Here is a 20,910-nt window from a genome sequence, read left to right as displayed (position 1 = left end):
GAATGGTAGAGGTCATCTACGCTTAAATTATATTCTAAATCTAAGGGTTATTAATGGAAGAGTCGGTTTTGCTTGCAAGGCAGCCTATATTTGACGTCAACAATAAATTATACGCTCATGAAATTTTGTATCGCAATGCAAATGTAAACTCCCCCAATGATATGACTCATGTGTCAACTCGTGAATTATTGGTTAATGCTTTTACTAATATCTTGAATGACAATATACATTTAGGTTTACCTATGTATGTTAATGTTGACCAAGAGTTTTTAATGGCCGACGATTTTTTTCCTTTTCCCCCAGAAAATATAGTATTCGAAATTCTAGAAACAGTACCGCCAACCAAAGAGATTATTCAACGTATTCATAAACTAAAAAGTTTGGGGTTTGAATTCGCTTTGGACGATTATTTGTTAGAAAAGTCAAAAGTTCCTTTTTTTAGTTATTTAAAAGTCATTAAAATTGACCTAGTAGACGTAGACTTTGCCAAGTTAGAAAAAGCTATGCCTGTATTAAAACGAACTAAGTGTTTGTTATTGGCAGAAAAAGTTGAAGACCAAGACATGTTCGATAAATGTAAGGCTATGGGGTTTGATTTGTTTCAGGGCTATTACTTAGAAAAGCCCGAATTAGTTAAAGGTAAAAAAATTGAAGCCTGTCAACAATCTGTATTGAATTTAGTGTCAGAATTAAGTCGTGTTGATATAGAAGTAGAACAAGTCGCAGAATTAATTTCTCAAGATGCAGGGCTTACATTAAAAATTTTAGCGTTAACCAATTGCCCCTTGTATCAACTGGTGCGAGAGGTTAAATCAGTCAAAGACGCCGTGATTATTTTAGGCTTAACCACAGTCAAACAGTGGGCAATCACTTTTGCTTTTGTATCAGGATCTAATCGGCCTGCTGAATTATTTAGGATCATATTAATACGTGCGAAAACGTTGGGTCTGTATGCCGAAAGAGCTGATAGTGAACAAGGAAAAGTGGATGCCTCCTCAAGTTTTTTAACCGGTTTATTATCGGGTATTGAAGCCATTTTTGAAGTAGAAATGGAACAAGCATTAAGTCACTTAGCCTTAGATCAAGAGATTAAGTTGGCACTCATGGGCGAGTCCAATCAACTTGGAGAACTATTAAAAAATGCTATTGGTATTGAGCGGTTTGATAGTCGAATTTTTGAACAAATGCCTAATCAACAAATTTGTATTTTTAACCAATGTTACCGCCAAGCCTTAAACTGGGCCGATCAAGTATTAGAAAACGTTAAACATTAACAAGCTAAAGCCAAGTGATCTATTCTGCATAGTTTTTATCGACAATAGTAAGAATATACGTCAGCATATATTTGATTTTTCATACCATGCTTAAGGAATTAGCTTTGAAATACAAAATATCTGTCATGTTTATTTGTCTATTCGCGGCTTGTTCAAACAATACTAATCTTCCGTCAAATACATTTTCCGTTAACGTTTTGGGCATTAATGACTTCCATGGGCAAGTACTTGCAAAAAATGGCGAAGGCGGGATGCTTAATTTATCTGCGCATTTATTAAATAAAATTGAGAATACACAAGCTCATACTTTTATTTTGCACGCGGGTGATCATGTAGGTGCTAGCCCAGCTGAGTCTGCATTACTACAAGACGAACCCTCGATTGCGTTTTTGAACGTAGTACAACAATATTGCGAGACCTTTAGAACAAACACTTGCAAAGTATTAGGTACAGCTGGCAATCACGAATTTGATGAAGGCGCAAACGAAATGCTGAGATTACTCTCTGGCGGTAATCACCACAAAGGCCCTTTTATCCAGTCACCTTGGCAAGGCGCAAATTATCAGACCTTAAGCGCAAATGTGACCTATAAAAACTCAGACAAACACCTATTGCCGCCATCATCAACGGTTTATGTGAATGATGTCCCTATTGGTTTTATCGGCATTACTCTCGACACCACACCAGAACTTGTCGCGCCGGGGATTGTAGATGACTTGGCATTTAAGCATCAAGCGTCAACTGTCGCCAAACAAGTCAAAAAGCTGCAAACAAAAGGCATAGAAGCCATTATTGTAATTGTCCACGATGGCAGTATTAGTAACGAATACCAAGGCCAAACTAAACAAGGTCAGTCCATTCCAAAAGACAGCACTTTTGGCAAATTCATAAACGCACTACCAAGCGAAGTCGACTTAGTAGTGAGCGGTCACTCTCATGAATTTACGAACGTTTACACGACTAATCAATTGGGTAAACAGATCTTAGTAACACAGGCATATGATACGGGTCGTGCTTATGCAGATATTCAAATCGTCATTGATAAAACCTCAAAAGATATTGTGTCATCAGTCGCAGAAATCATCATGACCAATAACACAGTTGAACTTGGCCAAGACGCCTTAACTAGTTTTCAAAAAATCGAGAAAATCGTATCCCGCTCAGCCGATTATGCTAACGAATATACACAAAAGTTGATTAATACCTACAAACCAACACAGGATCAAATATCCCTTGGTCAATTTATTGCCAACGCCCATCAATATGCTCTTAAAACAGACATAGCAATTATGAACGAAGGTGGCATTCGTGCTGAGTTAACCTCTGGCAAAGTCAACTGGGGTGAACTCTTCGCCATTCAACCATTTGGTAACAACATTATTGTTCGCCAATATTCTGGCGAGCAATTACTTCAATTGTTAGATCCAGAACACATTTGGAGCACGGGTTTTCAACACGATAACCAAGAAAATATTACAATCAATGGACAGAGATTAGTCCTAGATAAACGTTACACTGTAAGTGGTAACTCTTATATCTTAAACAGCGAAATGTTTGCGAGTGGTTTGTTAGTCCCAAGTAAAATAGTACAAGATCTTGATGCCACAATTAACTACATAAAATTACTTCCAACGCCTTTTAACTTAAGTAGCAAACCTAAACACTAAACTAAAGCAGCACGTATCTCATGAGTTAACAGGCATATTCAAATAGATTTGTTGCAAAAATAAGATGCTATTGTGCAGGTGTTAGTTCTTCTTAAAGTAACCGATGTAAGAGTGATCTGTGATCTTATAGCAGTGAGTGTTCGTACATTTGGGTAGAACTTCTTACTCCTATTGAGAATGTATTGCATCACTTCACCCGTGACGACATTAAGTCATTAGATAAAAGGTATCGGGCACACCTTGTCAACAGCCTGTCCGGATTTAAGAGTGCAAACCTAATTGGCTCTCAAAATACCGACAACCAAACGAACCTTGCTATATTTAGCTCCGTCTTTCACATTGGAGCCTCCCCTGCACTTGTCGGCTTTGTTATGAGACCAGATAACGGAGATAGGCACACGCTAGACAATATTAAGTACTCTAAGCAGTACATCATCAACCAAGTATCTACTGAGCACTATAAGATGGCTCATCAATGTTCGGCGCGATATCCAAGAAACGAAAGTGAATTTTCTCATTCCGGTTTATCAACACAATTTATCGCCAATATTAATGCTCCCTTTGTCAAAGAAAGTCGCCTTAAGTACGCGTTAACATTGAAGGAAATAGTACCAATAACGTTAAATAACACGCAGATAATCATAGGTGAAATCATTCATATTATTTGCCAAGAAAATTCAATTCAACCAGACGGTTACATTGATATTGAAGCCTTAGAAACGGCTAGTTTATCTGGATTAGATAGCTACCATAGCAGTATTCGTATGGCGCGTTTGAACTACGCTAAACCCCATACGCCATTAATACCATTGACAGTTTCAGGCTCTCCCCTGTCTACAAAAAAATAACGAAGGAGTGACCACAAATGAAAACTTGGCAATGGCTTGGGTATTTAGGTCTTATTCCGTTCACTGTATGCGTATTTTTTCCAACATTGATTACTGATCGTTGGGGTACATCAACGGAAAATGCTTTTATTTTTTACAGTGCCATAATATTTAGTTTCTTATCTGGCACCTTATGGCAAACAAAATCAGTCTCTAACAATGCTTGGGTGCAATTAGCCAGTAATGTGTTCTGTTTACTGGCTTATCTTTGTTTGTTTTTGCCGATTAAATTGTCACTGATCTTTTTGTCTTTTGGATACTCAGGGTTACTGCTCACCGAATATGTTTTAAACAAAAGAAAAATTAAAGAGGTATCAAATCAATATTTTTCCATGCGTTTAACACTTACGCTAATTGTGGTTGCCCTGCATGCCACTCTACTCATAAATCAATATCATTAAGGAAAGTCAAATGACGGATAACACCCTTACTATTTTTTATGATGGCCATTGCCCGCTTTGTTCACTTGAAATGGACAAATTGAAGCGTTATGACAAGCTGGATAGGATCGTGTTAGTCAATCTACATCAGGAAAACTTTTCGAGAGAATATCCTGATATTGATACAAATAAAGCCATGCAAATATTACATGGTCGTTACCAGGGTAAAACATTACTTGCTCTTGATGTAACACACCGAGCATGGACCCTAGTTGGCAAAGGTGTATTTGTCGCCCCGTTATCATTTCCCATTATTCGTCAAATAGCCCATTTAGGTTACTTACTCTTGGCTAAGTATCGTCAACCGATATCTGAATGTCTTTATCAACGTTTTGGTATAGGTTTAAAAACGTGTAAACAAGGTACCTGTTATGAAAAACCAGACCGTCGTCGTCATTGGCGCAAATAGTGAAATTGCGAAAGGTATTGCAGAGCATTTTATTGAGAATGCCTTTATACAATTGATTGTTATTAGCCGAAATACAGACCTTTATCAGCAAGACATTTTTGATAAAGCGGAGGTGATCAAAGTCAATGATTATCAAGAAGACACCATATCGAAGGTGGCAAATCAGTTGCAAAATAGTACCGATAGGCTATTTACCCACGTTTTTATTTGTCACGGTCTATTGCATACCAAAACGTTACGGCCAGAAAAACGTTTAGAAGATTTTTCTCCAACTGCCTTTAACCAAGTCCTAACCGTTAACACGATAACGCCTATGCTGTGGCTTAAATATCTTACGCCACAATTGTCAGGGAAACATGCTTGTAAAGTGGTGATTTTTTCTGCCCGTGTAGGGAGTATTACCGATAACAGATTAGGTGGGTGGTATAGCTACCGCGCCTCAAAAGCGGCTATGAATATGTTGATAAAATCAGCCAGTATAGAATTAGCAAGAAGAGCTAAAAACGTAAAACTTATTTCATTCCATCCGGGCACTACCGACAGTCCACTGTCAAAACCCTTTCAATATAATGTACCTAAGGGCAAACTATTTACTCGTAACTTTGTTGCAGAGCGAGTAATCAAGGTTGTTGATGATTTAACGGTGGATGGGCAGGCAAGTTTTGTAGATTGGCAAGGCCAAGATATACCTTGGTGAAGATATACTGTGTTGAAGACACCTATTTTAGCCAAGCTAGCAACGCAATAGTAATGACTTTATTTCCAGCCTACTTTCCACTCTTGACTATCTTTTAAGTCTCGCCAATGAATATCATACTCATTGCCAGAGAACACCGCTTCGATTAGACATTTGACCACACGTTGCTCGTCGTCGAATTTCACTTTTGTGACAATAAAATGCTTTTCTTTGTTGGTAATATTAATTTTTGTCCACTTGCTATTAAGCAGAACTTTAGGACTGATCTGGTTCATTTTATGACATTCAACTTATGATGTTGAAAAGTTGATACTATGTATCGAAAGTGCAAAGTCTTCGGTTTGATTCGAGGTAAACAAAAAACCTACTTCTTTGATGGAATCGGCTTGTAATTGCGGTGCGTTGGCAATATCTCTTCCTCGAAATGAAGCCTTTAAATCTGACAGTTTAAAGGTGTGTTTTTCCAGTGAATTAGGTTTAGTCGTAAACTCAGCTTTATATGCAATCAAGTACCCCGAAACCTCACTTCTCATTCTTAACTGGTATTTTTTTCCATCTCCTCTAACCAAGACAGTTACTGTGTTAACCTCGCTAGAGAGATTTAAACTCTGGCTAAATACACTGGTAAACCCCCCATTGTTTTCAGTTGAAAGTGTTCCAAAGAAGCGCACAATATTCTCATTTACAATGACATTGCCCAGAGAAAGGCCGCCCATAACGCTGTCGTTGGTAATACTCCATTTAGGGTAAGTTTGAATCCCATCAAGCATTTTACCTGCCTCGTTTTCTACTGGTGAAATTTCGCTAGCAAACACCTTCGCTGAGAATAAAGCGAGCAACAAAAAAGTTACAGCTAGTTTTGGATTAAAAGCCGTCACGTTTTGGGCTTACTTAATGCGTTAGTACCCTTGTCGATAATACGAATAAAACTCTCAAGAGTAGATTTTTGTTGGTAATCACACTCATATCGACTATGAAAATATACGCTCAGTTTTAATTCTCGGTATTTAAGATAACAACTGTACCCATCAAAATCATACCAAGCTTCTAAATCATCTAAATGGTAATGATTATTTTGTTTCACACCATGAGAAATTACATGATTAAAAACCCCTAGCGCGTTAGGTAACTTGATCATAAATAAGGTGTATTTTATAAATCGATGGTTTGTGAAGCGGTCGGGCAAGTAGGCATGCCACACATTTCATCGTATGCAGAATTTAGCGTTAATTGCACGCGACTAATCTTACAATCTCTTAAAATAGCTTTTGCTTCATGTAACGACTGGCACACAACTACCCTACCTAACATTGGTAGTTCAACAAAACTGTCGTTAACACCAATAGCGCCAACTAAATAATGCTGTGCATCCGCATGACCGATTATTTTTGCTTGATTCATCATTCTTATCCCCTTAACGTCAATCGACATTGTTCTGGCTAGCCAAAACTCTTAGTCATACCAATTAGTATTGATAACCTTAAGTTATACGGCCAATGCCAAATTAAAGTTCAACAAGAATGTAAAGATAAAATTAGAATCAGATTTGAATGAGTAAGCTTGCTACTTAACCTATGCGCTTTTTATAGGAAATAAACCCAGCGATAAGCAGCTGTGTAACTCTAGCCCCCCTTTTATTGGTGACTAGTTTCCAAATTAGTTTGGTTGGTACTTCGCTAGCACTACATTCAAAATTTCTGTGTCTACTGGTTTGGTGAGGTATTCATTCATGCCTGCAGCAAGACACTTTTCTCTTTCACTGTTCATAGTGTTTGCAGTAAGCGCAACGATTGGTACTTTACTAAACTTATCCCCAGCAGCACCTGCTCTTATGCTGCGTGTAGCTTCGTAGCCATCTAAATTGGGCATTTGACAATCCATGAGTATTAAGTCGAATGTTACCGACTGAAGATGAGAGAGCTTCGATAGAGCTTCAAGCCCGTCGTTCGCTACTTCTACTTTAATGCCGAGACTTTCCAGTACAGCAAGCATCACCTCTTGATTAATGAAGTTATCTTCAACTAAGAGCACTCGCATATTAGTAAAACTAACCTCTGATTGGGCAGCCAGAGGTTTTTCTTCTGTGATAACCTTTGGATCTGGAAAGGCTAACATCAAAGAGAATTGGAATACTGATCCCTTTCCTAATTCACTCTGAACTGCTATGTCTCCACCCATCAGTTCACAGAGCTGCTTGGTAATGGCTAGTCCTAAACCAGTGCCTCCAAAATTTCTTGTTGTAGACATATCGGCTTGGGAAAACGAATCGAAAAGGTGAAATAGAGCATCGTCGCTAATTCCAACACCTGTGTCGGTCACGCTCCCATTTAGGCGAAGATGTTCATCCAGTTCAATCAGACCATATTTTAAAATAATGGAGCCTGATTGAGTAAACTTAATCGCATTTGACAACAGATTGTTAAGGACTTGAGTAATGCGGTGAGGGTCCCCCATTACTTTTACTTGTTGGACTTCTTCCATCACAAGTTCGAGGTTCAACCCTTTTTTGCTAGCCTGTAACTGTTGATCATGGACTAAATCAGAAAAAAGTTGCTCTACATCAAATGCCACTTTCTCGATAGTTAGTTCACCCGCCTCTATCTTAGAGAAATCTAGGATGTCATCAATGATAAACATAAGTGACTCAGCACTACGCTCGGCTGTTGCAATGAATTCTTGCTGTTTTTCATCCAGTTTTGTGCGTGACACAACATCAATCATACCAATGACGCCGTTCATTGGTGTACGAATTTCATGGCTCATGTTTGCCAAAAAAGAACTTTTTGCTTTGGTTGCGGCCTTAGCTTCTTGCTCATGTAAAATTGCTAAGTCTCGTTCTTGTTCGAGCGCGAGTTGCTTTTCAACCAATTGTTTTCGCACCAGATGGGCGAACCAGCTAAGTAACGTACTCATTGCCATGGCGAAGAAAAAGTGTTGGATTAGCGCCATTTCAAGGGCAAAGTTGATGGTCGCCCACCCTATCCAGTTGAACAAAATTGCAGCAACCCAGTGTTTACGATTAGATAACACAATGCCTGTTGCGATAATTGTCACAAATATATTAGTAGTTTGTTCTGGCGCTTCAGAAAACCATAAATGTAGCAGGCTGTTTAAACTGCCCATAAGTATCAGAAATAGGATAATGAGACTTTGCTGAGCTGCTGAAATCTTTGGTGCCTTCACCCCAATCACAACACTTACACTAGCTGTTAATAACGCAGTCGTGCAAAGAACCCACTTAAAAGTGTCTTGCAGAAGTAAAAAGTGCGCCAATGTCAGAAAAAAATAAAGACCCGCTAAAAAGTAAGCGACGTGCCGAAGAAGGTTCATCGACTCATTAGCATGTTGGATTTCAAAATCTTGTTGATTCAAAAAGAACTCCGACTCTTTGTCATATATGTATTTCCAATGCAGTTGTGCATATGGGTAGGGTAAGTGTCTTTGCTCAAAAAATCTAGAGCAGGAAGTTTCTCGATTTGGCACCATAAATCATAACATCAGTTTTCGTCACAATGGCCCTCGACAAAGAGATGATAGGAAATAACTACGCTTTTAAAAAACTGGAATAAAGTTAGGGGCCCTAATTGAACGGCCTTGCCAATAAAGCCATCAAAAACTGTATCTACTGATTTATATTTTTTGTTCGAAACCAACGAAAGATTTAGCTAACTTTTAAGGCCTGAAGATTGGAGCGGCGGTAAATGCATGTACCCAGTTCATCAAAAAATAACCAAGTAATGGCTACAAGATACTAAGAAAAAATTATCCCCTCAATCGCTCCGCCAAGCTAACTACTCTATTTTGACAAATAAGTACAAACATTTTCTAACATTATACTTAGCACGAACATCTTGCTAGTTGTTGCCCTATAGGGTGAAATCGAATTCCAACAATTCGGTTCTATATTGGTTAGCAATAATCAAAGTAATAATACTCACTTAAGGAAGAATAAAATGTTTAAACTATCACGTGTCTCCCTGTTAACGTCCGTAGGCATGGCCGTTTTGCTATCAGCCTGCCAACCTAAAGAAACAGCGACCACTTCACAGGTAGATGTATCAGCCTTACAGCGAGCAGTAAGTGCTAGAACGCCAGAAGAACAATCAAGAGATACCAGTAGGCACCCAGTAGAAACTCTTAGCTTCTTTAAAATAGAACCCGGCATGAAAGTGGCCGAAGCACTGCCAGGTGGTGGATGGTACAGTAAAATTTTGGCCAATTACCTAGGTAAAGACGGTGCTTTATACGGCATTAACTATGATGACCATATGTGGGCAAAATTCGGATTTTTTGATGAAAACGGCATTAAACAAAGAATTGCTGCAACCACTGAATTCCCTAATAAAGTCAAAGAGTTCACCAACAATGGCATTACCAGCCAAGGATTCACCTTTGCTAGTGCGCCAGAATCTTTAAACGGTTCTGTAGACAGAGTGTTATTTATTCGCGCATTGCATAACCTGAGTCGTTTTGAAAAAGACGCACAGACCTTAACTACCGCATTAAAAACCACCCATAGGATCCTGAAAAAAGATGGTCTTGTTGGCGTTGTGCAACATCAGATTAGCGAAGATGCACCAGAGCAAGGCGCAGATGGCAGCCGCGGTTATTTGAAACTAAGCACTTTGAAAAAAGCTTTTGCAGGAGCTGGTTTTGAATTGGTAGAAAGTTCAGACATCAATGCTAATCCAAAAGATCAACCGTCAGCTTCAGATATAGTTTGGCGCCTACCTCCGAGTTACTTCGGCACCAAAGATGACGAAGCGAAAAAAGCCGCAGTCGATGCCATTGGCGAATCCAATCGCATGACACTGGTGTTTAAAAAGAAAAACTAATCGTTAATATCTAGATACTTAAAAGGGCTAGGTGATTTATCTAGCTCTTACCTTTACTATTACTATTACAAAGTTCAATTAATAAAGGGTTAAGAAAAAGCCAATTCCCGAAGACAAAGCAAAACATGTCAATAATTTTTACACTATTTATATTTCCAAAATCCAAAAACACCTTAAGAAATTGAAATTTAAAGATAAAAAACTAATGGCGTAGAATATGCTTGCAAATACTCGGCTGTATTTTTATACGGCCATAATGTTAGGCCCAGGCTGAAATAGTTTTTTGAGCGGAGATCCCCAAGTAATTGGGGTGTCCGTAAATAATCTTTTTGGGGGGCAACGAATAAATATTATTTTGTATTACATTAATTATGGGTAATAAGGAGAGTTTAAATGATACCTTTGAGAAAAATTTTAACAATTATAGCGTTAGGCGGAACATTGTTGTTTGGTGCGACATCAGCAAACTCAGCCATTATTAACTTAGGCTTTTCTCTTGACGAGTCTGGTTCTGTTGGAACAAGCAACTTTAATACGACCAGAGACGCGCTTGCAGATGCTCTAGCGGTAATTCCAACGACGGGCGGTAACCAATACCGATTAGCGGTCACAACGTTTAGCAGTAGTCATACAACAGTTATTGCACCCACCATAGTGACGGCAGCTAATATTGTAGGTTTACAAGCACAGTTAGTGGCAACTAGTTTTAGTAGTGGGGGTACAGACACTGCCGGCGCTATTAATTACTTGACGAGTCTTTTTAATCCTTTTATCACTGACTTGACCTTGTTTAACATCACAACTGATGGGTCTCCCAGTAGTCAAGGTGCAGCAGAAACTGCCGCACTGAATGCCCACAATAGTTTTGTCGATGGTATTAGTTTTGAAGCAGTTGGTAGTGGTATCAATAATGTTTCAGCCCTGAACAACATGGCGAGAATAGCTGGCTTAGGTACTGCTGGTGATGTGAATAACGGGGTTGTGTTATCAGCAGGGGATTCGATCCCGAATGCTGAAACAACCGGTTTTGTTATTCCTGTTGCAACATTCGCCGATTATGAAGCGGCGATTAATGCAAAAATCACCCAAATCGTAGAAGATACAGGCGGTAGTACAGACGTACCTGCGCCATCATCACTAGCTTTATTCGCTATAAGCCTTATTGCATTGGGCTTAAAAAGAAAAGCTAATCGTTAATATCTAGATACTTAAAAGGGCTAGGTGATTTATCTAGCCCTTACTATTACAAAGTCCAATTAATAAAATAGCCTTACCTGAATATTTACAAAGACCGTAAAATAGCTTCACTTTCTTCATCTGCAGGAAAAACTAGCTCTATTCTAATTTCAGCCATAGTGACGTTAACTACCTTATCAAAGCGCATCACTGTGGTTAGAGTTCTGACTTCTTTGCCATTCACAATTAATGTGGGTGTTAAAACCGTGGGCTCTATTGCCCCCGAGGGCATATCTATATCTGCAGCATAATCTTCAACCTGTTTGAGTAAAGCAGGGATTGCAGGGTGAGGATAATGAAACGCCTCGTGACGTAAACCACTCAAAGTCTGATGAATAATGTATGCTCGTTGTGGTTCATCTAACCCAAGAGATGTGCCACACCAAAGATCTACAAGTGCTGTGGGCTCCATGCCCACCAAACCTGGAAATACTTTTTCAGCAGCATTATTTGAATCTAAAAACGTTAATCCAGGCGCGATCACCCAGGCTGGATAGGGCTCATGCTTTTTTAAAACATGTTCAATTAAACGCTTTATAGGCTGCATATCTTCATGCTCTAACGGTTGTTGCGGGTAAACAATAGGTAAACCCGCTGAAGCCATTAACTCATTAGTATCTCTTAGGGTTAAATTTAAAGCCGCAGCAATACGGTTCAAGACTTCTTTTCCAGGTCTAGCTCTGCCCGTTTCAATAAATGAAATGTACCTAGGAGTGCTGCTCGAAGCACTGGCTAAATCTAACTGAGACATGCCTCTCAACTTTCTATGTTGCTTAAGATGCACACCAATCGCACTCATTTCACCCATAATCTTATTTATTCCCTATTGTTGCTAATTTCCGAGGATGGGCCTCACCACGTTCAATGAAAAAACCTAACTCTTCAAATGTATGTTTCAAATCCCGTTTTATTAACAAGGGGAATAACCATGCCAATGGACGAAGCCAAATTTTTGGTTCTAGAATCACATTGCTAAGAATTTCACACTCGTTGTCACTAATAGAACGAATTGACCAAGTATTTGTTGCACGGGAAAATATAGGAGGTAAACCACTGATTAATTTATAAGAATAAGAACGATTTTCAGGGTCAAATTGTGTTATTTCTTCTTCAATATAGTTTGCTGGAAATGGCCCCACAGCTCGCGTTTTACATGCGCGAACCGCCCCAACTCCCATTTTCCCAACTAATTTAGATGTTTCAACTGTGGTCGCCCATTCGGCTGCGTCACCAAATTGATCTGCCAACACATGCCAAGCCCTTTGGGCAGAAGTTGTGACTCTAATCGTATTATTACATTCCATCTTACTCTTCCTTTGTTGTTGAATTGGTTTGAATTTTGAGCAAACAACCAAATAACCACAATTCCCTAATTGGGAAGGAACTCAATAAAAGCTAACCACCTGACAACATACTCATATGACACCCGCCTAACGAACAGTTTAAGTTAGCCCTAAGACATTGGGAGAATCTTGTCTTTTAATCACGCCACTGAAATTTGTACTTTACATTTTATTTACACTTACTCCCCGGCTAACGGATTGTGTTATCGAGACCTCAGAGTGATACTTATGTCGCTTGAAACCTAGAATTAAAGTTAGGGGCTGTTGACCTTTACGTGTTTCGCGCAATATTTAATAATTTTAAAAGGTTAAAAACATGAAAAAGTTAATTGCATTAGTTTGTATATTGGCTTTCGCTAACGTTGCACAGGCGAAAGATCTTTCCAAAGAAAAATGGCTTAAAGGCCAAGAAAAAAGAATGGAAAAAGCAGGTAAAGAGTTTAATGCCGAAAAAGCTGAAAAGCGTTGGGCTAAATTCGATGTAAATGCCGACGGAAAATTAGACAAAGAAGAAAAAAAGGCAATGAAAGCGGACATGAAGAAAAAAGGCAAAAAGGCTAAGAAAGGTAAAAAAGATAAGGAATAAGTGGGGAAAAATCCAACTTAATGATTTAATAGGTAGTCATAAAGCCTTATTAAACTTGCGCACTCACAGTCATGAATGAAGATATTACCATTGCGCTTCCTTCTCTCATTCACCGAATCGGGGGCGAGACCGCGAAACAAGCCAAAGCAATTGCCTTGCAGTGTGAATGTGAATTAAAACGAGTGCGCCGCTCAAGAAATTGGAGTGTAACGGGTGATGCGATAAAGATTCAAACTTACGCTGCTCAGCTAAAAGCACATCAAATGATTTCACATAAATTAAATAAACGAGGTGATGGTGAGTTTCATTACCTCATCAAAAAGATTGAAACGGCTTTATTGGGACATGCTGATAAATTAGAAAGCTTAGAAGCAAAGTTAATTCGATTGATCAGACAAACCCCAAGTATCACCTTATCAAAATTGGTATTACTTACCCATTGCACCGAGGCAGAAGCAAGAGCAGCTCGCTTTGAGGCTGAAGGCTGGTAATGAAGCTTCTATTTTTTAAGTGATAACAGCGCAACCATGATTAACTTAACTGCCCTAATTCACCCGCTTCGTAACGCGCAACAACCTCATTTATTTCTTCCTGTGTACTCATGGCAAACGGCCCTTGTTGCACAAAACTTTCATTAATAGTTTCACCAGATAACACAGCAAAGTGACTGCGTGTACCGCTATTACCGCGTACTTTTAAACTAGCCTGCTGAGCTTCGCTGATAGTGATTGACTCACCTTTTGCTAAACTTACCCATTCACCGCTTACTTGAAATTCAATGGCACCTTCAACTGCGTATAACCATGTATTATACCCTTGTTCAATTTGATGTTCGAAAGTCGAACTCTTGTCTGCGTAGCCATCAAGAATTGTAAATGGCCATACTGACTCCGCGTCAGTAACGACGTTATTGCTATGACCTAATACTAACCTCACTCGATAACCTTGGCCTTCTAATGTCGGCATATTCTCTCGTTTTACATGTAAGGAGCTTGGAGCCTGATGCTTAAGTCTGGCGGGTAAATTGACAAATATCTGCAGGCCATGCACTTTTGCCCCAGGTCTAGGCGCTTCATCGTGTAACGCACCACTACCAGCGTTTAACCAATACAAGTCTCCACCTTGAATGTCGAAGTCATTTCCAAGTGAATCTCGGTTATTGAACTTACCTTCAGTATCTTCAAATAAAACAGATACCGCTGAAATACCAGCATGAGCATGAGCACCAAATGTCGGTGCAGTCATAGTGTAATGATCAACCATGATCATAGGATCCATCGCACCAGAATATTGTTTATGACGGAAGCCTAACCCAGTAAACCCTTGTCCAATATTAAGTGGGCTACCGGATACTGTTTGGCTAGTTTTAAGAGCATTAGTAGATTGAGAAGTTTGTGCAGTCATAATTATTTCGTTCCATTTATTGTGTTGGAATAAATATATCAACTTGTTTTTAACGAAAAAACCGTTAATATCTGAACAAATCGTTCCATAAATAGAACAATAAAATGAAAGTTGATTTAAACGACTACTTTTATTTCATGCATGTAGTTGAGAAGAAAGGTTACACAGCAGCGGCAAGTGCTTTAAATATGCCTAAGTCTCGGTTAAGTCGTCATGTTACCCAATTAGAAGCGCGCCTTGGGGTAAGGCTATTACAACGAACATCACGTAATGTTACTGTGACTCAGGAAGGGCGGCACTTTTATCAACATGCTCGTAAGCTTGTAGACACCATGGAACTGGCAGAAGCGGCAATGAAACACAACACCGGGAGCCTAGCAGGAAAAGTTGTTATCAGCTGCTCAACAGGTGTGGCCCAGTTCGCTTTGCTAGATATCATCGCAGAATTTTCCAAACAACATCCCAAAGTACTCATAGAACAACGAGTTAGCAATACTATGGTAGATATAGTCGCAGAAGGTATCGATATGGTTATTCGTGGCCATAGTGGCGAACTTCCAGATTCTAGCTTTATCCAACGGTTTATCACCAAAGTAGAATGGCCTTTATATTGCGCCCCTGAATATTTAGAACAAGTTGAAAAAATCGACAGCCCTGATGATCTTGCTAATTGTCGATTTCTGAAAGTGGGTCGAGCCAACCAAAAAGATGCCATTTCCCTTTTCAATAAAGAGGGGCTTCGTACTCATCAAATAACCAACATAGCCTTGTGCTCAGAAGATATGTCCACCATAAAACACGCAGCGATCACTGGGCTAGGAGTCACTGCGCTCCCAGACTATGTCTGTAATAAGGCGGTTAAAACACAACAACTCGTTCGAGTGTTACCTGAATGGGTGTCACAATCTGCAAATTTAAGTCTACTCATGCCATCCCGACTTGGCGTCCCCGCCCATATCAAAGCCCTAGCCGAATTCATCCGAGAAAAACTCCCTAATGTTGTTGGGCAGTAAGCCTTTAGGCTCTGGATTCTCAGAGAAAAAGACTAATTAAGATGTGGCTGAAAAATGCAGCTTATCCAAAAGTATTTTTTAACATGGGCGAGACTGTTAAAAAGCATTCAAAAAATATTGTTCAATGGAAAAATTGTATTTTTTGTAATCAGGTTCGAGGGTTTTGACTAAAGGATTTATTAACCTAAATATTTTACGATCGATTAAATTATTATTCGCTAAGTTTTTAATGTTGTACTTCTGCCATAACTTAATAAAACTACCATCCTCATATGCTCGTTTTAACCCTAACTCAACTCTATTAGCATTGTGAATATTATCTAGGTTGGTAATAAAAAATCGAGGTAATTCATAAGCTAAGGCAATACACTGATCGTAAATAAGCCCATATTTTTTAGCCATTTCTTCAAAGTATGGATCTCTTGGTTCACTAATCCCCCGAAAAAACGCATCAACTCTTCCTTTTTCAATTAGAGCAAAAACTTTGTCATAGTCGGTGGTAACAGTTGAATACACGGTATAATCATTAGCCTTTAATATTTCACTATCGGCCCAACCAATCCCTTGTACAATAGAAATATTATTCTTTATTGAGTTTTCGTTTAGCTTACAGAATCTATTTAGATTTGATGGATGAATAACGGCAATTCTATAACCAATTATGCCTCGATCGATTGGAAATTTAATAACATGAACTTTTTTAATAATATCGTCTGTAATAGACATTTTTGAAAAATGATTAACATAGAATTTTTTTTCTAGCAGCTTTAGTACTCTCGCCACATTTAAACCATGCCCCTGCAATTTAATTTCGTAATCGCCATATTCTTTTTTGGTTTTATCTAAGGCTAGTTTTAGAACTTCAATTGTATATCTATTGCTATTATCATTTGCAAAGTGAGAGCCTTGTATAGAAAAAACAGTAGGGGTGGCCGCAACAGAAATAATTGTGACGCTTAAGGACATCATATAGATAATTACTAATGACAACCTTTTTGAAAAAAGTAGTAATTTCATTTTAAGTTACTCAATACTTCGAATATTTAGCATGGTTCAGTTCAGCTAGTTCTGCAACATTAACATCCAACTCAACTTACAGTTAACTTCCTAGTTTGCTACCAAGCCATACAATAGGAGTAACTCGAACACTAACAAACCTATTTTGAATTTAGAAAACTGGAACCGCAGGTAAGACAAAAGCATTCGCTCTGCTCACTAAGAGCAGAGCTACTAGTAAGTACAGGTAAGAGACTAGAAGTGTTATGAAAAACCACCCGACATTTCAAATGATTGAAAATCGTCTAACTCATTGTATTAACTTAAGTTAGTATAGATATTTTTTAACATGGATATCTTTTTTAGATTTTTATTTTCGGGCCATATATGTCTTGATAAAACGTTGCTATTTAAGTTTATAATGGCGGTCAAATAGTTTTCGCAATTGATAGCCCCACGTGAGTAGAAAATGGCCCATAAAGTACGTTATAAGTTTAATGGTGTGGCAAAGGAAATGAATTTTTCATACAGCCGCCATCAAAATATGCATGAGGCAGTGGCCGATGCTGAGGGAGTAGACCTTACCCAGTTTTTGCAAACTGAGCAGCAACTTGCCTCAATCAGTAAAGACAAAGCTACCGTAAGAAATTTTAGAGATGCCGAATTTATAAAAATGGGGTTTACTGAATTATACTTCTTAAAAAATGGCCAAGAATGATTGCCCGTTTTGGGCCATGCACTCAATAGTATCGAGAGCAGCAGTGATGCAGTTAAGATTATAGCGAGCATCAACAAACCGACAGGAAACCGATTGACTAGCCTAAGGCTTAGACACAAGGATGTCCCTAATGCACATCCATTGCGGATCCAAAAGATACTGCGCCTCAGGTAATTTGGTTTATTTAACCTTGTTCTGCCCCAGATATTCTTGACCCCGATATTCCCAGGTAAATTATTTTCTTTTTCTTATTTCTTTTTTAGTATTTTTCTGTAGAGTATTAAAGACGCTCAGATATTTTGTTGTTATTTGACTTTTGGAAGTTAATAAATAGGGAAATCTCTGCATGAAAACACTGAAAAACGCCTCCTACCTTTTTACCATACTCGCCTTTCTTCTAAGTATTAATATTCTTTATGCTAAAGAACAAGCCGAAACTACTAAGGATAAACTCCAAGTTGCTTGTAGCTTAACTTTAACTTTTGACGACTCCAAAGTTAAACCAAACAAAACAGTTACCTATGATGATTTTCAAAAGCATTTAACGGCCTGTAACAAAACCCCCGACTCTCCTACCTTAACTAGCATTAATAATATGTATCAAAATTTAATAACATTAAATACATATTTAGAGCAATTAACTAAATTAAAAAAAACAACAGAAGCAGCAAATCTACCTATTACGGATATTAAAAATAATATTGATGAAAAAACTGCCTTAACGAAAAAAATAGCCGAATATCTAGTGCATGTATACAAGTTACCTGGGGAGAAGTCATTGCTAGGAATAAACATCGATGATCCTAAGATGCTCCGAGTAATTAATATTTATAAACCTGAAGTGAAGTTGATAACCCAAAAAGCCACTGCTACAGCTAAGAAACAAGATGGACAAGACGATTCTGACTGTCATGTTGCATTAAAAGTAATTGAGCCAGGAAAAAACACTTCCATAAAGAATTACTTAGATAAAACTGAAATTTATATTAAAAAATGTGAAGAACAATTACCAGATGCTATTGTCAGAAATGATACTAATGATCTTGAAACTCGTCGTAAAGCAGCAAATAAGTCGATTGAAAACCTTAAAACTTCAGTTAATTTTGGCTTAAGTATTGGAAAACCTTTGACTGCTACTGAAGTTGTAACGTCAAACATTAAATCTAAGCACCAAATAGAGCGTCTAGAAGAGCTAATAGACAAAAATGCTAATGAGTCCTTATTAGCAAATTGGCGTTCCGAACCTTTAACGTATCAGTTTTATTTAGGTTATGAAGGTTCAAAAACAGAACAGATATCACAAAACTCCAATATAACAACAGGCATGATGGTTTATTTTAGACCCGGTAAAAAATTATCTGCTGTACGAAAAATATTAAACAGGTGTAATAGCGATAAAGCCAGACCAGAAGATCAGTGTTGGTATAATAAACTTGTTTGGTACCCTCATTTATTCTTTTCTGCAAATTACTCATCATTGGCAGAGCAAGCGCAAGTAAATGGATCTAATTCAGGATTAGTATGGGAAGTAGGCGCGTTTTGGCCTTGGTATTATGGTGCTAGAGCAGGTGATAGTGGTGAACCTTACAAAACGGAATTTATGCTAGGGCCTATTTTTACTCGTGGCGGGAGTGATGTACCTGGACAAGAAGATTTTGCTGATCGTTATTATACGGGAATACGTCTAGCATTTAACGAAGAAACCTATTTTGACGTATTGTATGGCCGTTCTGATGTCTTTAATCAAGGTATCAAAAATCAAGCAAGACGTTTTGAAGCCCGAGGGCAACTTCCGGTCAGTGAATTAGGAGGAGGTAGAGTATTCTTAGGTGGCCGCATTAATATTGGGCATAAAGATGGAAGTAAGGGCGTTTCCCCAAAAAGAGACGCTTATAATTTTTATATAAAATGGCAAACCAGTTTTGATGCTTTATGGGCTAGAAGTGGTGAGTAATTTTGATTGAACATATGCACTTTTTTAAAAATTAAAAAAATATACTCTCCTGCTATCTTAATAATGACGAGAGCCATCATATAAAGGCATTTTTTGTTTTTAAGGACATGCATATAGATTGGCTCAGATTATCTTAAACCTCAGTATGTCAACTGCGCTCGATAATGAGGATAGCAAGAGAGAATGATTGTGCTAAAAACAAATGAAGAGCATTCAACCAAAGCTTACTCACTATTTAAGCTTTAGCAAAAATATTGTATGAGTTTTTTGTTCTTAAGTTGAAAACTGTTTGAAATATAGTAAGAGATTGATAATGAAGAAATTGATTGGACTTATTATAATGTTATTTATTAGTAGCTGTTCTAACTTACCCCAAATAGATGAGGATGCAAGGTACCATCAAATTGCAGCGAATACTAATGGCAACTTTTTATCGCTATTCCCTTCAGAAAATTCAAATTGGCAATGTGGATTAAATAATCATCTTGATGAAATTGTAGCGCAAATGCAAGCGCATCCAAGAGACTCAGCAACAGGCAAACGGAAAATATTAGTTTCTATACATGGGGGATTGAACTCAATTTCAGCGAACGTTAAAAGAGTTGAAAAGCATTACAATTCCGCTTTAGAGGATGGCTATTTTCCAGTATTTATTAGTTGGCGGTCTGGGGCAATAACGACACTTTATGACCGTTATTTCGGAGTTAGAAATGGTGTCGACAGGTCAAAGTGGGTAACAATTCCTAGTGCGCCTTTTTATTTCGTTAGTGATGTATTAAGCGGTGTGGCAGCGATTCCTGAGTCAATATGGGATCAGAGTGCAAATTTTTACAATAGTCACAAAAACAACTTGTCAGGGTTTTACGAGAAAGACATACAAATTCGAATGCGTGACTTCGACTTACCAGATATATATTACACACAGCGCGGTAAAGAAAAAACTCCTATTGAACAAGTTGGGTATGGCGTTCGACAGTTAATTCCTGGCGTTGTACGCGTAATAAGTACTCCGTTAATTGAAGGAATGGCAGACAAAGCTTGGGGGGTTATGCGAAGGCGTGCCAAAACTTTAGTGTATCGCCAACAGGACCTAACATATAGAGGAGTTGGTCAACATTTTGGAGGAGAAACGATTTCAGGCGAGTTACACCAGACTATTAACTGCGAAAACAATGGAAAATACTTTGAGAAGGATGGGGGAAATGGCATTGTTGCTCAGTTATTTCGAGCAATTAGTGAATTAGAAGATATCCAAATTACTTTAGTAGGCCATAGTATGGGTGCAATAATTGCCAATGATATTGTAAATGTCTTTCCCAAATTACCTTTTAATAGAATAATACATATGGCGTCCGCTGACTCTATTCGGAATTTAATGGAAAAAACAAGACCTTATTTAATCGATAATCCTTCTACTCAGTTTTATAACCTTATGCTTCACCCTACAAATG

General features: G+C 38.3%; 23 protein-coding genes. 14 read left to right on the top strand and 9 right to left on the bottom strand.

Going from position 1 to position 20,910, the window contains the following annotated elements; genetic code table 11:
- The first annotated feature begins 53 nt into the window (after window positions 1-53).
- The 6 genes from ACSHXM_RS15215 to ACSHXM_RS15190 all read left to right on the top strand — a co-directional run bounded on the left by ACSHXM_RS15215 (window position 54) and on the right by ACSHXM_RS15190 (window position 5,374).
- Window positions 54-1,274: an EAL and HDOD domain-containing protein gene (locus ACSHXM_RS15215; protein WP_435689937.1), complete on the top strand. Its 1,221-nt coding sequence runs from the start codon at window positions 54-56 to the stop codon at window positions 1,272-1,274.
- A 104-nt stretch (window positions 1,275-1,378) separates the two neighbouring features.
- Window positions 1,379-2,941 carry a bifunctional metallophosphatase/5'-nucleotidase gene (locus tag ACSHXM_RS15210; RefSeq protein WP_435689935.1) on the top strand — a complete coding sequence of 521 codons (1,563 nt, stop codon included), beginning with the start codon at window positions 1,379-1,381 and terminating at the stop codon, window positions 2,939-2,941.
- 182 nt (window positions 2,942-3,123) lie between these two features.
- Window positions 3,124-3,789, top strand: coding sequence for a flavin reductase family protein (locus tag ACSHXM_RS15205; RefSeq protein ID WP_435689933.1), 666 nt, complete (start codon window positions 3,124-3,126; stop codon window positions 3,787-3,789).
- A gap of 17 nt (window positions 3,790-3,806) precedes the next feature.
- Window positions 3,807-4,229 carry a DUF3429 domain-containing protein gene (locus tag ACSHXM_RS15200; RefSeq protein WP_435689931.1) on the top strand — a complete coding sequence of 141 codons (423 nt, stop codon included), beginning with the start codon at window positions 3,807-3,809 and terminating at the stop codon, window positions 4,227-4,229.
- 10 nt (window positions 4,230-4,239) lie between these two features.
- On the top strand, window positions 4,240-4,677 hold the full coding sequence (locus tag ACSHXM_RS15195) for a thiol-disulfide oxidoreductase DCC family protein (protein WP_435689929.1): 438 nt from the start codon (window positions 4,240-4,242) through the stop codon (window positions 4,675-4,677).
- Window positions 4,640-5,374 carry an SDR family NAD(P)-dependent oxidoreductase gene (locus ACSHXM_RS15190; protein ID WP_435689927.1) on the top strand — a complete coding sequence of 245 codons (735 nt, stop codon included), beginning with the start codon at window positions 4,640-4,642 and terminating at the stop codon, window positions 5,372-5,374. Before ACSHXM_RS15195 ends, ACSHXM_RS15190 begins: the two co-directional genes overlap by 38 nt.
- Window positions 5,375-5,433: 59 nt before the next feature.
- Here the strand turns inward: ACSHXM_RS15190 and ACSHXM_RS15185 are convergent, their stop codons facing one another.
- The 5 genes from ACSHXM_RS15185 to ACSHXM_RS15165 all read right to left on the bottom strand — a co-directional run bounded on the left by ACSHXM_RS15185 (window position 5,434) and on the right by ACSHXM_RS15165 (window position 8,746).
- Entirely contained in the window at window positions 5,434-5,649 is a 216-nt protein-coding gene (locus ACSHXM_RS15185) for a TIGR02450 family Trp-rich protein (RefSeq protein WP_435689925.1), read from the bottom strand.
- Window positions 5,650-5,664: 15 nt separating this feature from the next.
- The gene (locus tag ACSHXM_RS15180; protein WP_435689923.1) at window positions 5,665-6,252 is read right to left on the bottom strand and encodes a CIA30 family protein; all 588 of its coding nucleotides are present in this window, start codon (window positions 6,250-6,252) and stop codon (window positions 5,665-5,667) included.
- Window positions 6,249-6,512 (bottom strand): DUF3081 family protein, encoded by a 264-nt coding sequence (locus tag ACSHXM_RS15175; RefSeq protein ID WP_435689921.1) that lies wholly within the window; start codon window positions 6,510-6,512, stop codon window positions 6,249-6,251. The genes ACSHXM_RS15180 and ACSHXM_RS15175 overlap by 4 nt, the downstream gene beginning before the upstream one ends.
- 14 nt (window positions 6,513-6,526) lie before the next feature.
- Window positions 6,527-6,778 carry a DUF6482 family protein gene (locus ACSHXM_RS15170; protein WP_435689919.1) on the bottom strand — a complete coding sequence of 84 codons (252 nt, stop codon included), beginning with the start codon at window positions 6,776-6,778 and terminating at the stop codon, window positions 6,527-6,529.
- Between the two features lie 252 nt (window positions 6,779-7,030).
- Entirely contained in the window at window positions 7,031-8,746 is a 1,716-nt protein-coding gene (locus tag ACSHXM_RS15165) for an ATP-binding protein (RefSeq protein ID WP_435689916.1), read from the bottom strand.
- Window positions 8,747-9,327: 581 nt separating this feature from the next.
- Here ACSHXM_RS15165 and ACSHXM_RS15160 point away from each other — a divergent pair.
- Window positions 9,328-10,209, top strand: coding sequence for a class I SAM-dependent methyltransferase (locus ACSHXM_RS15160; RefSeq protein WP_435689914.1), 882 nt, complete (start codon window positions 9,328-9,330; stop codon window positions 10,207-10,209).
- A gap of 393 nt (window positions 10,210-10,602) precedes the next feature.
- Window positions 10,603-11,406: a VWA domain-containing protein gene (locus tag ACSHXM_RS15155; RefSeq protein ID WP_435689912.1), complete on the top strand. Its 804-nt coding sequence runs from the start codon at window positions 10,603-10,605 to the stop codon at window positions 11,404-11,406.
- 85 nt (window positions 11,407-11,491) lie between these two features.
- Here ACSHXM_RS15155 and ACSHXM_RS15150 read toward each other — a convergent pair whose 3' ends face one another.
- The gene (locus ACSHXM_RS15150; RefSeq protein WP_435689910.1) at window positions 11,492-12,253 is read right to left on the bottom strand and encodes a helix-turn-helix domain-containing protein; all 762 of its coding nucleotides are present in this window, start codon (window positions 12,251-12,253) and stop codon (window positions 11,492-11,494) included.
- A 4-nt stretch (window positions 12,254-12,257) separates the two neighbouring features.
- Complete coding sequence (locus ACSHXM_RS15145) at window positions 12,258-12,749, bottom strand: SRPBCC family protein (protein ID WP_435689908.1); 492 nt, start codon at window positions 12,747-12,749, stop codon at window positions 12,258-12,260.
- A 355-nt stretch (window positions 12,750-13,104) separates the two neighbouring features.
- Between ACSHXM_RS15145 and ACSHXM_RS15140 the strand changes: the two genes are divergently transcribed.
- Window positions 13,105-13,374, top strand: coding sequence for a hypothetical protein (locus tag ACSHXM_RS15140; protein ID WP_435689906.1), 270 nt, complete (start codon window positions 13,105-13,107; stop codon window positions 13,372-13,374).
- Window positions 13,375-13,445: 71 nt separating this feature from the next.
- Window positions 13,446-13,865, top strand: coding sequence for a ribosome recycling factor family protein (locus tag ACSHXM_RS15135; protein ID WP_435689904.1), 420 nt, complete (start codon window positions 13,446-13,448; stop codon window positions 13,863-13,865).
- Window positions 13,866-13,905: 40 nt separating this feature from the next.
- Here ACSHXM_RS15135 and ACSHXM_RS15130 read toward each other — a convergent pair whose 3' ends face one another.
- Window positions 13,906-14,778: a pirin family protein gene (locus tag ACSHXM_RS15130; protein WP_435689902.1), complete on the bottom strand. Its 873-nt coding sequence runs from the start codon at window positions 14,776-14,778 to the stop codon at window positions 13,906-13,908.
- A 104-nt stretch (window positions 14,779-14,882) separates the two neighbouring features.
- Between ACSHXM_RS15130 and ACSHXM_RS15125 the strand changes: the two genes are divergently transcribed.
- The gene (locus ACSHXM_RS15125) at window positions 14,883-15,791 is read left to right on the top strand and encodes a LysR substrate-binding domain-containing protein (RefSeq protein ID WP_435689900.1); all 909 of its coding nucleotides are present in this window, start codon (window positions 14,883-14,885) and stop codon (window positions 15,789-15,791) included.
- A 96-nt stretch (window positions 15,792-15,887) separates the two neighbouring features.
- Here the strand turns inward: ACSHXM_RS15125 and ACSHXM_RS15120 are convergent, their stop codons facing one another.
- Window positions 15,888-16,808, bottom strand: coding sequence for a hypothetical protein (locus ACSHXM_RS15120; protein ID WP_435689898.1), 921 nt, complete (start codon window positions 16,806-16,808; stop codon window positions 15,888-15,890).
- 448 nt (window positions 16,809-17,256) lie between these two features.
- On the opposite strand from ACSHXM_RS15120, the gene ACSHXM_RS15115 reads away from it, so the two are divergent.
- From ACSHXM_RS15115 to ACSHXM_RS15105, 3 genes are all read left to right on the top strand, one after another.
- A complete protein-coding gene (locus tag ACSHXM_RS15115; protein WP_435689896.1) occupies window positions 17,257-17,505 on the top strand; it encodes a DUF2960 family protein in 249 nt (82 codons plus the stop codon).
- Window positions 17,506-17,851: 346 nt separating this feature from the next.
- The gene (locus ACSHXM_RS15110) at window positions 17,852-19,459 is read left to right on the top strand and encodes a hypothetical protein (protein ID WP_435689895.1); all 1,608 of its coding nucleotides are present in this window, start codon (window positions 17,852-17,854) and stop codon (window positions 19,457-19,459) included.
- A 313-nt stretch (window positions 19,460-19,772) separates the two neighbouring features.
- Window positions 19,773-20,910, top strand: a 1,138-nt coding sequence (locus tag ACSHXM_RS15105) for a hypothetical protein (RefSeq protein WP_435689893.1), incomplete at its 3' end; no start/stop codon positions are given.

Origin of the sequence: Paraglaciecola sp. (genome assembly GCF_051252315.1) — a bacterium.
In the GTDB taxonomy this organism is placed as follows: Bacteria; Pseudomonadota; Gammaproteobacteria; order Enterobacterales; family Alteromonadaceae; genus Paraglaciecola.
Note: the sequence above shows the minus strand (reverse complement) of the source record. Positions and strands in the feature narration are given on the sequence as shown.

Coding starts and splice junctions, on each gene's coding strand:
- ACSHXM_RS15215 (WP_435689937.1), top strand. CDS start 54: ATGGAAGAGTCGGTTTTGCTTGCAAGGCAGCCTATATTTGACGTCAAC.
- ACSHXM_RS15200 (WP_435689931.1), top strand. CDS start 3,807: ATGAAAACTTGGCAATGGCTTGGGTATTTAGGTCTTATTCCGTTCACT.
- ACSHXM_RS15195 (WP_435689929.1), top strand. CDS start 4,240: ATGACGGATAACACCCTTACTATTTTTTATGATGGCCATTGCCCGCTT.
- ACSHXM_RS15190 (WP_435689927.1), top strand. CDS start 4,640: ATGAAAAACCAGACCGTCGTCGTCATTGGCGCAAATAGTGAAATTGCG.
- ACSHXM_RS15185 (WP_435689925.1), bottom strand. CDS start 5,649: ATGAACCAGATCAGTCCTAAAGTTCTGCTTAATAGCAAGTGGACAAAA.
- ACSHXM_RS15175 (WP_435689921.1), bottom strand. CDS start 6,512: ATGATCAAGTTACCTAACGCGCTAGGGGTTTTTAATCATGTAATTTCT.
- ACSHXM_RS15170 (WP_435689919.1), bottom strand. CDS start 6,778: ATGATGAATCAAGCAAAAATAATCGGTCATGCGGATGCACAGCATTAT.
- ACSHXM_RS15160 (WP_435689914.1), top strand. CDS start 9,328: ATGTTTAAACTATCACGTGTCTCCCTGTTAACGTCCGTAGGCATGGCC.
- ACSHXM_RS15155 (WP_435689912.1), top strand. CDS start 10,603: ATGATACCTTTGAGAAAAATTTTAACAATTATAGCGTTAGGCGGAACA.
- ACSHXM_RS15150 (WP_435689910.1), bottom strand. CDS start 12,253: ATGGGTGAAATGAGTGCGATTGGTGTGCATCTTAAGCAACATAGAAAG.
- ACSHXM_RS15145 (WP_435689908.1), bottom strand. CDS start 12,749: ATGGAATGTAATAATACGATTAGAGTCACAACTTCTGCCCAAAGGGCT.
- ACSHXM_RS15140 (WP_435689906.1), top strand. CDS start 13,105: ATGAAAAAGTTAATTGCATTAGTTTGTATATTGGCTTTCGCTAACGTT.
- ACSHXM_RS15135 (WP_435689904.1), top strand. CDS start 13,446: ATGAATGAAGATATTACCATTGCGCTTCCTTCTCTCATTCACCGAATC.
- ACSHXM_RS15130 (WP_435689902.1), bottom strand. CDS start 14,778: ATGACTGCACAAACTTCTCAATCTACTAATGCTCTTAAAACTAGCCAA.
- ACSHXM_RS15125 (WP_435689900.1), top strand. CDS start 14,883: ATGAAAGTTGATTTAAACGACTACTTTTATTTCATGCATGTAGTTGAG.
- ACSHXM_RS15120 (WP_435689898.1), bottom strand. CDS start 16,808: ATGAAATTACTACTTTTTTCAAAAAGGTTGTCATTAGTAATTATCTAT.
- ACSHXM_RS15115 (WP_435689896.1), top strand. CDS start 17,257: ATGGCCCATAAAGTACGTTATAAGTTTAATGGTGTGGCAAAGGAAATG.
- ACSHXM_RS15110 (WP_435689895.1), top strand. CDS start 17,852: ATGAAAACACTGAAAAACGCCTCCTACCTTTTTACCATACTCGCCTTT.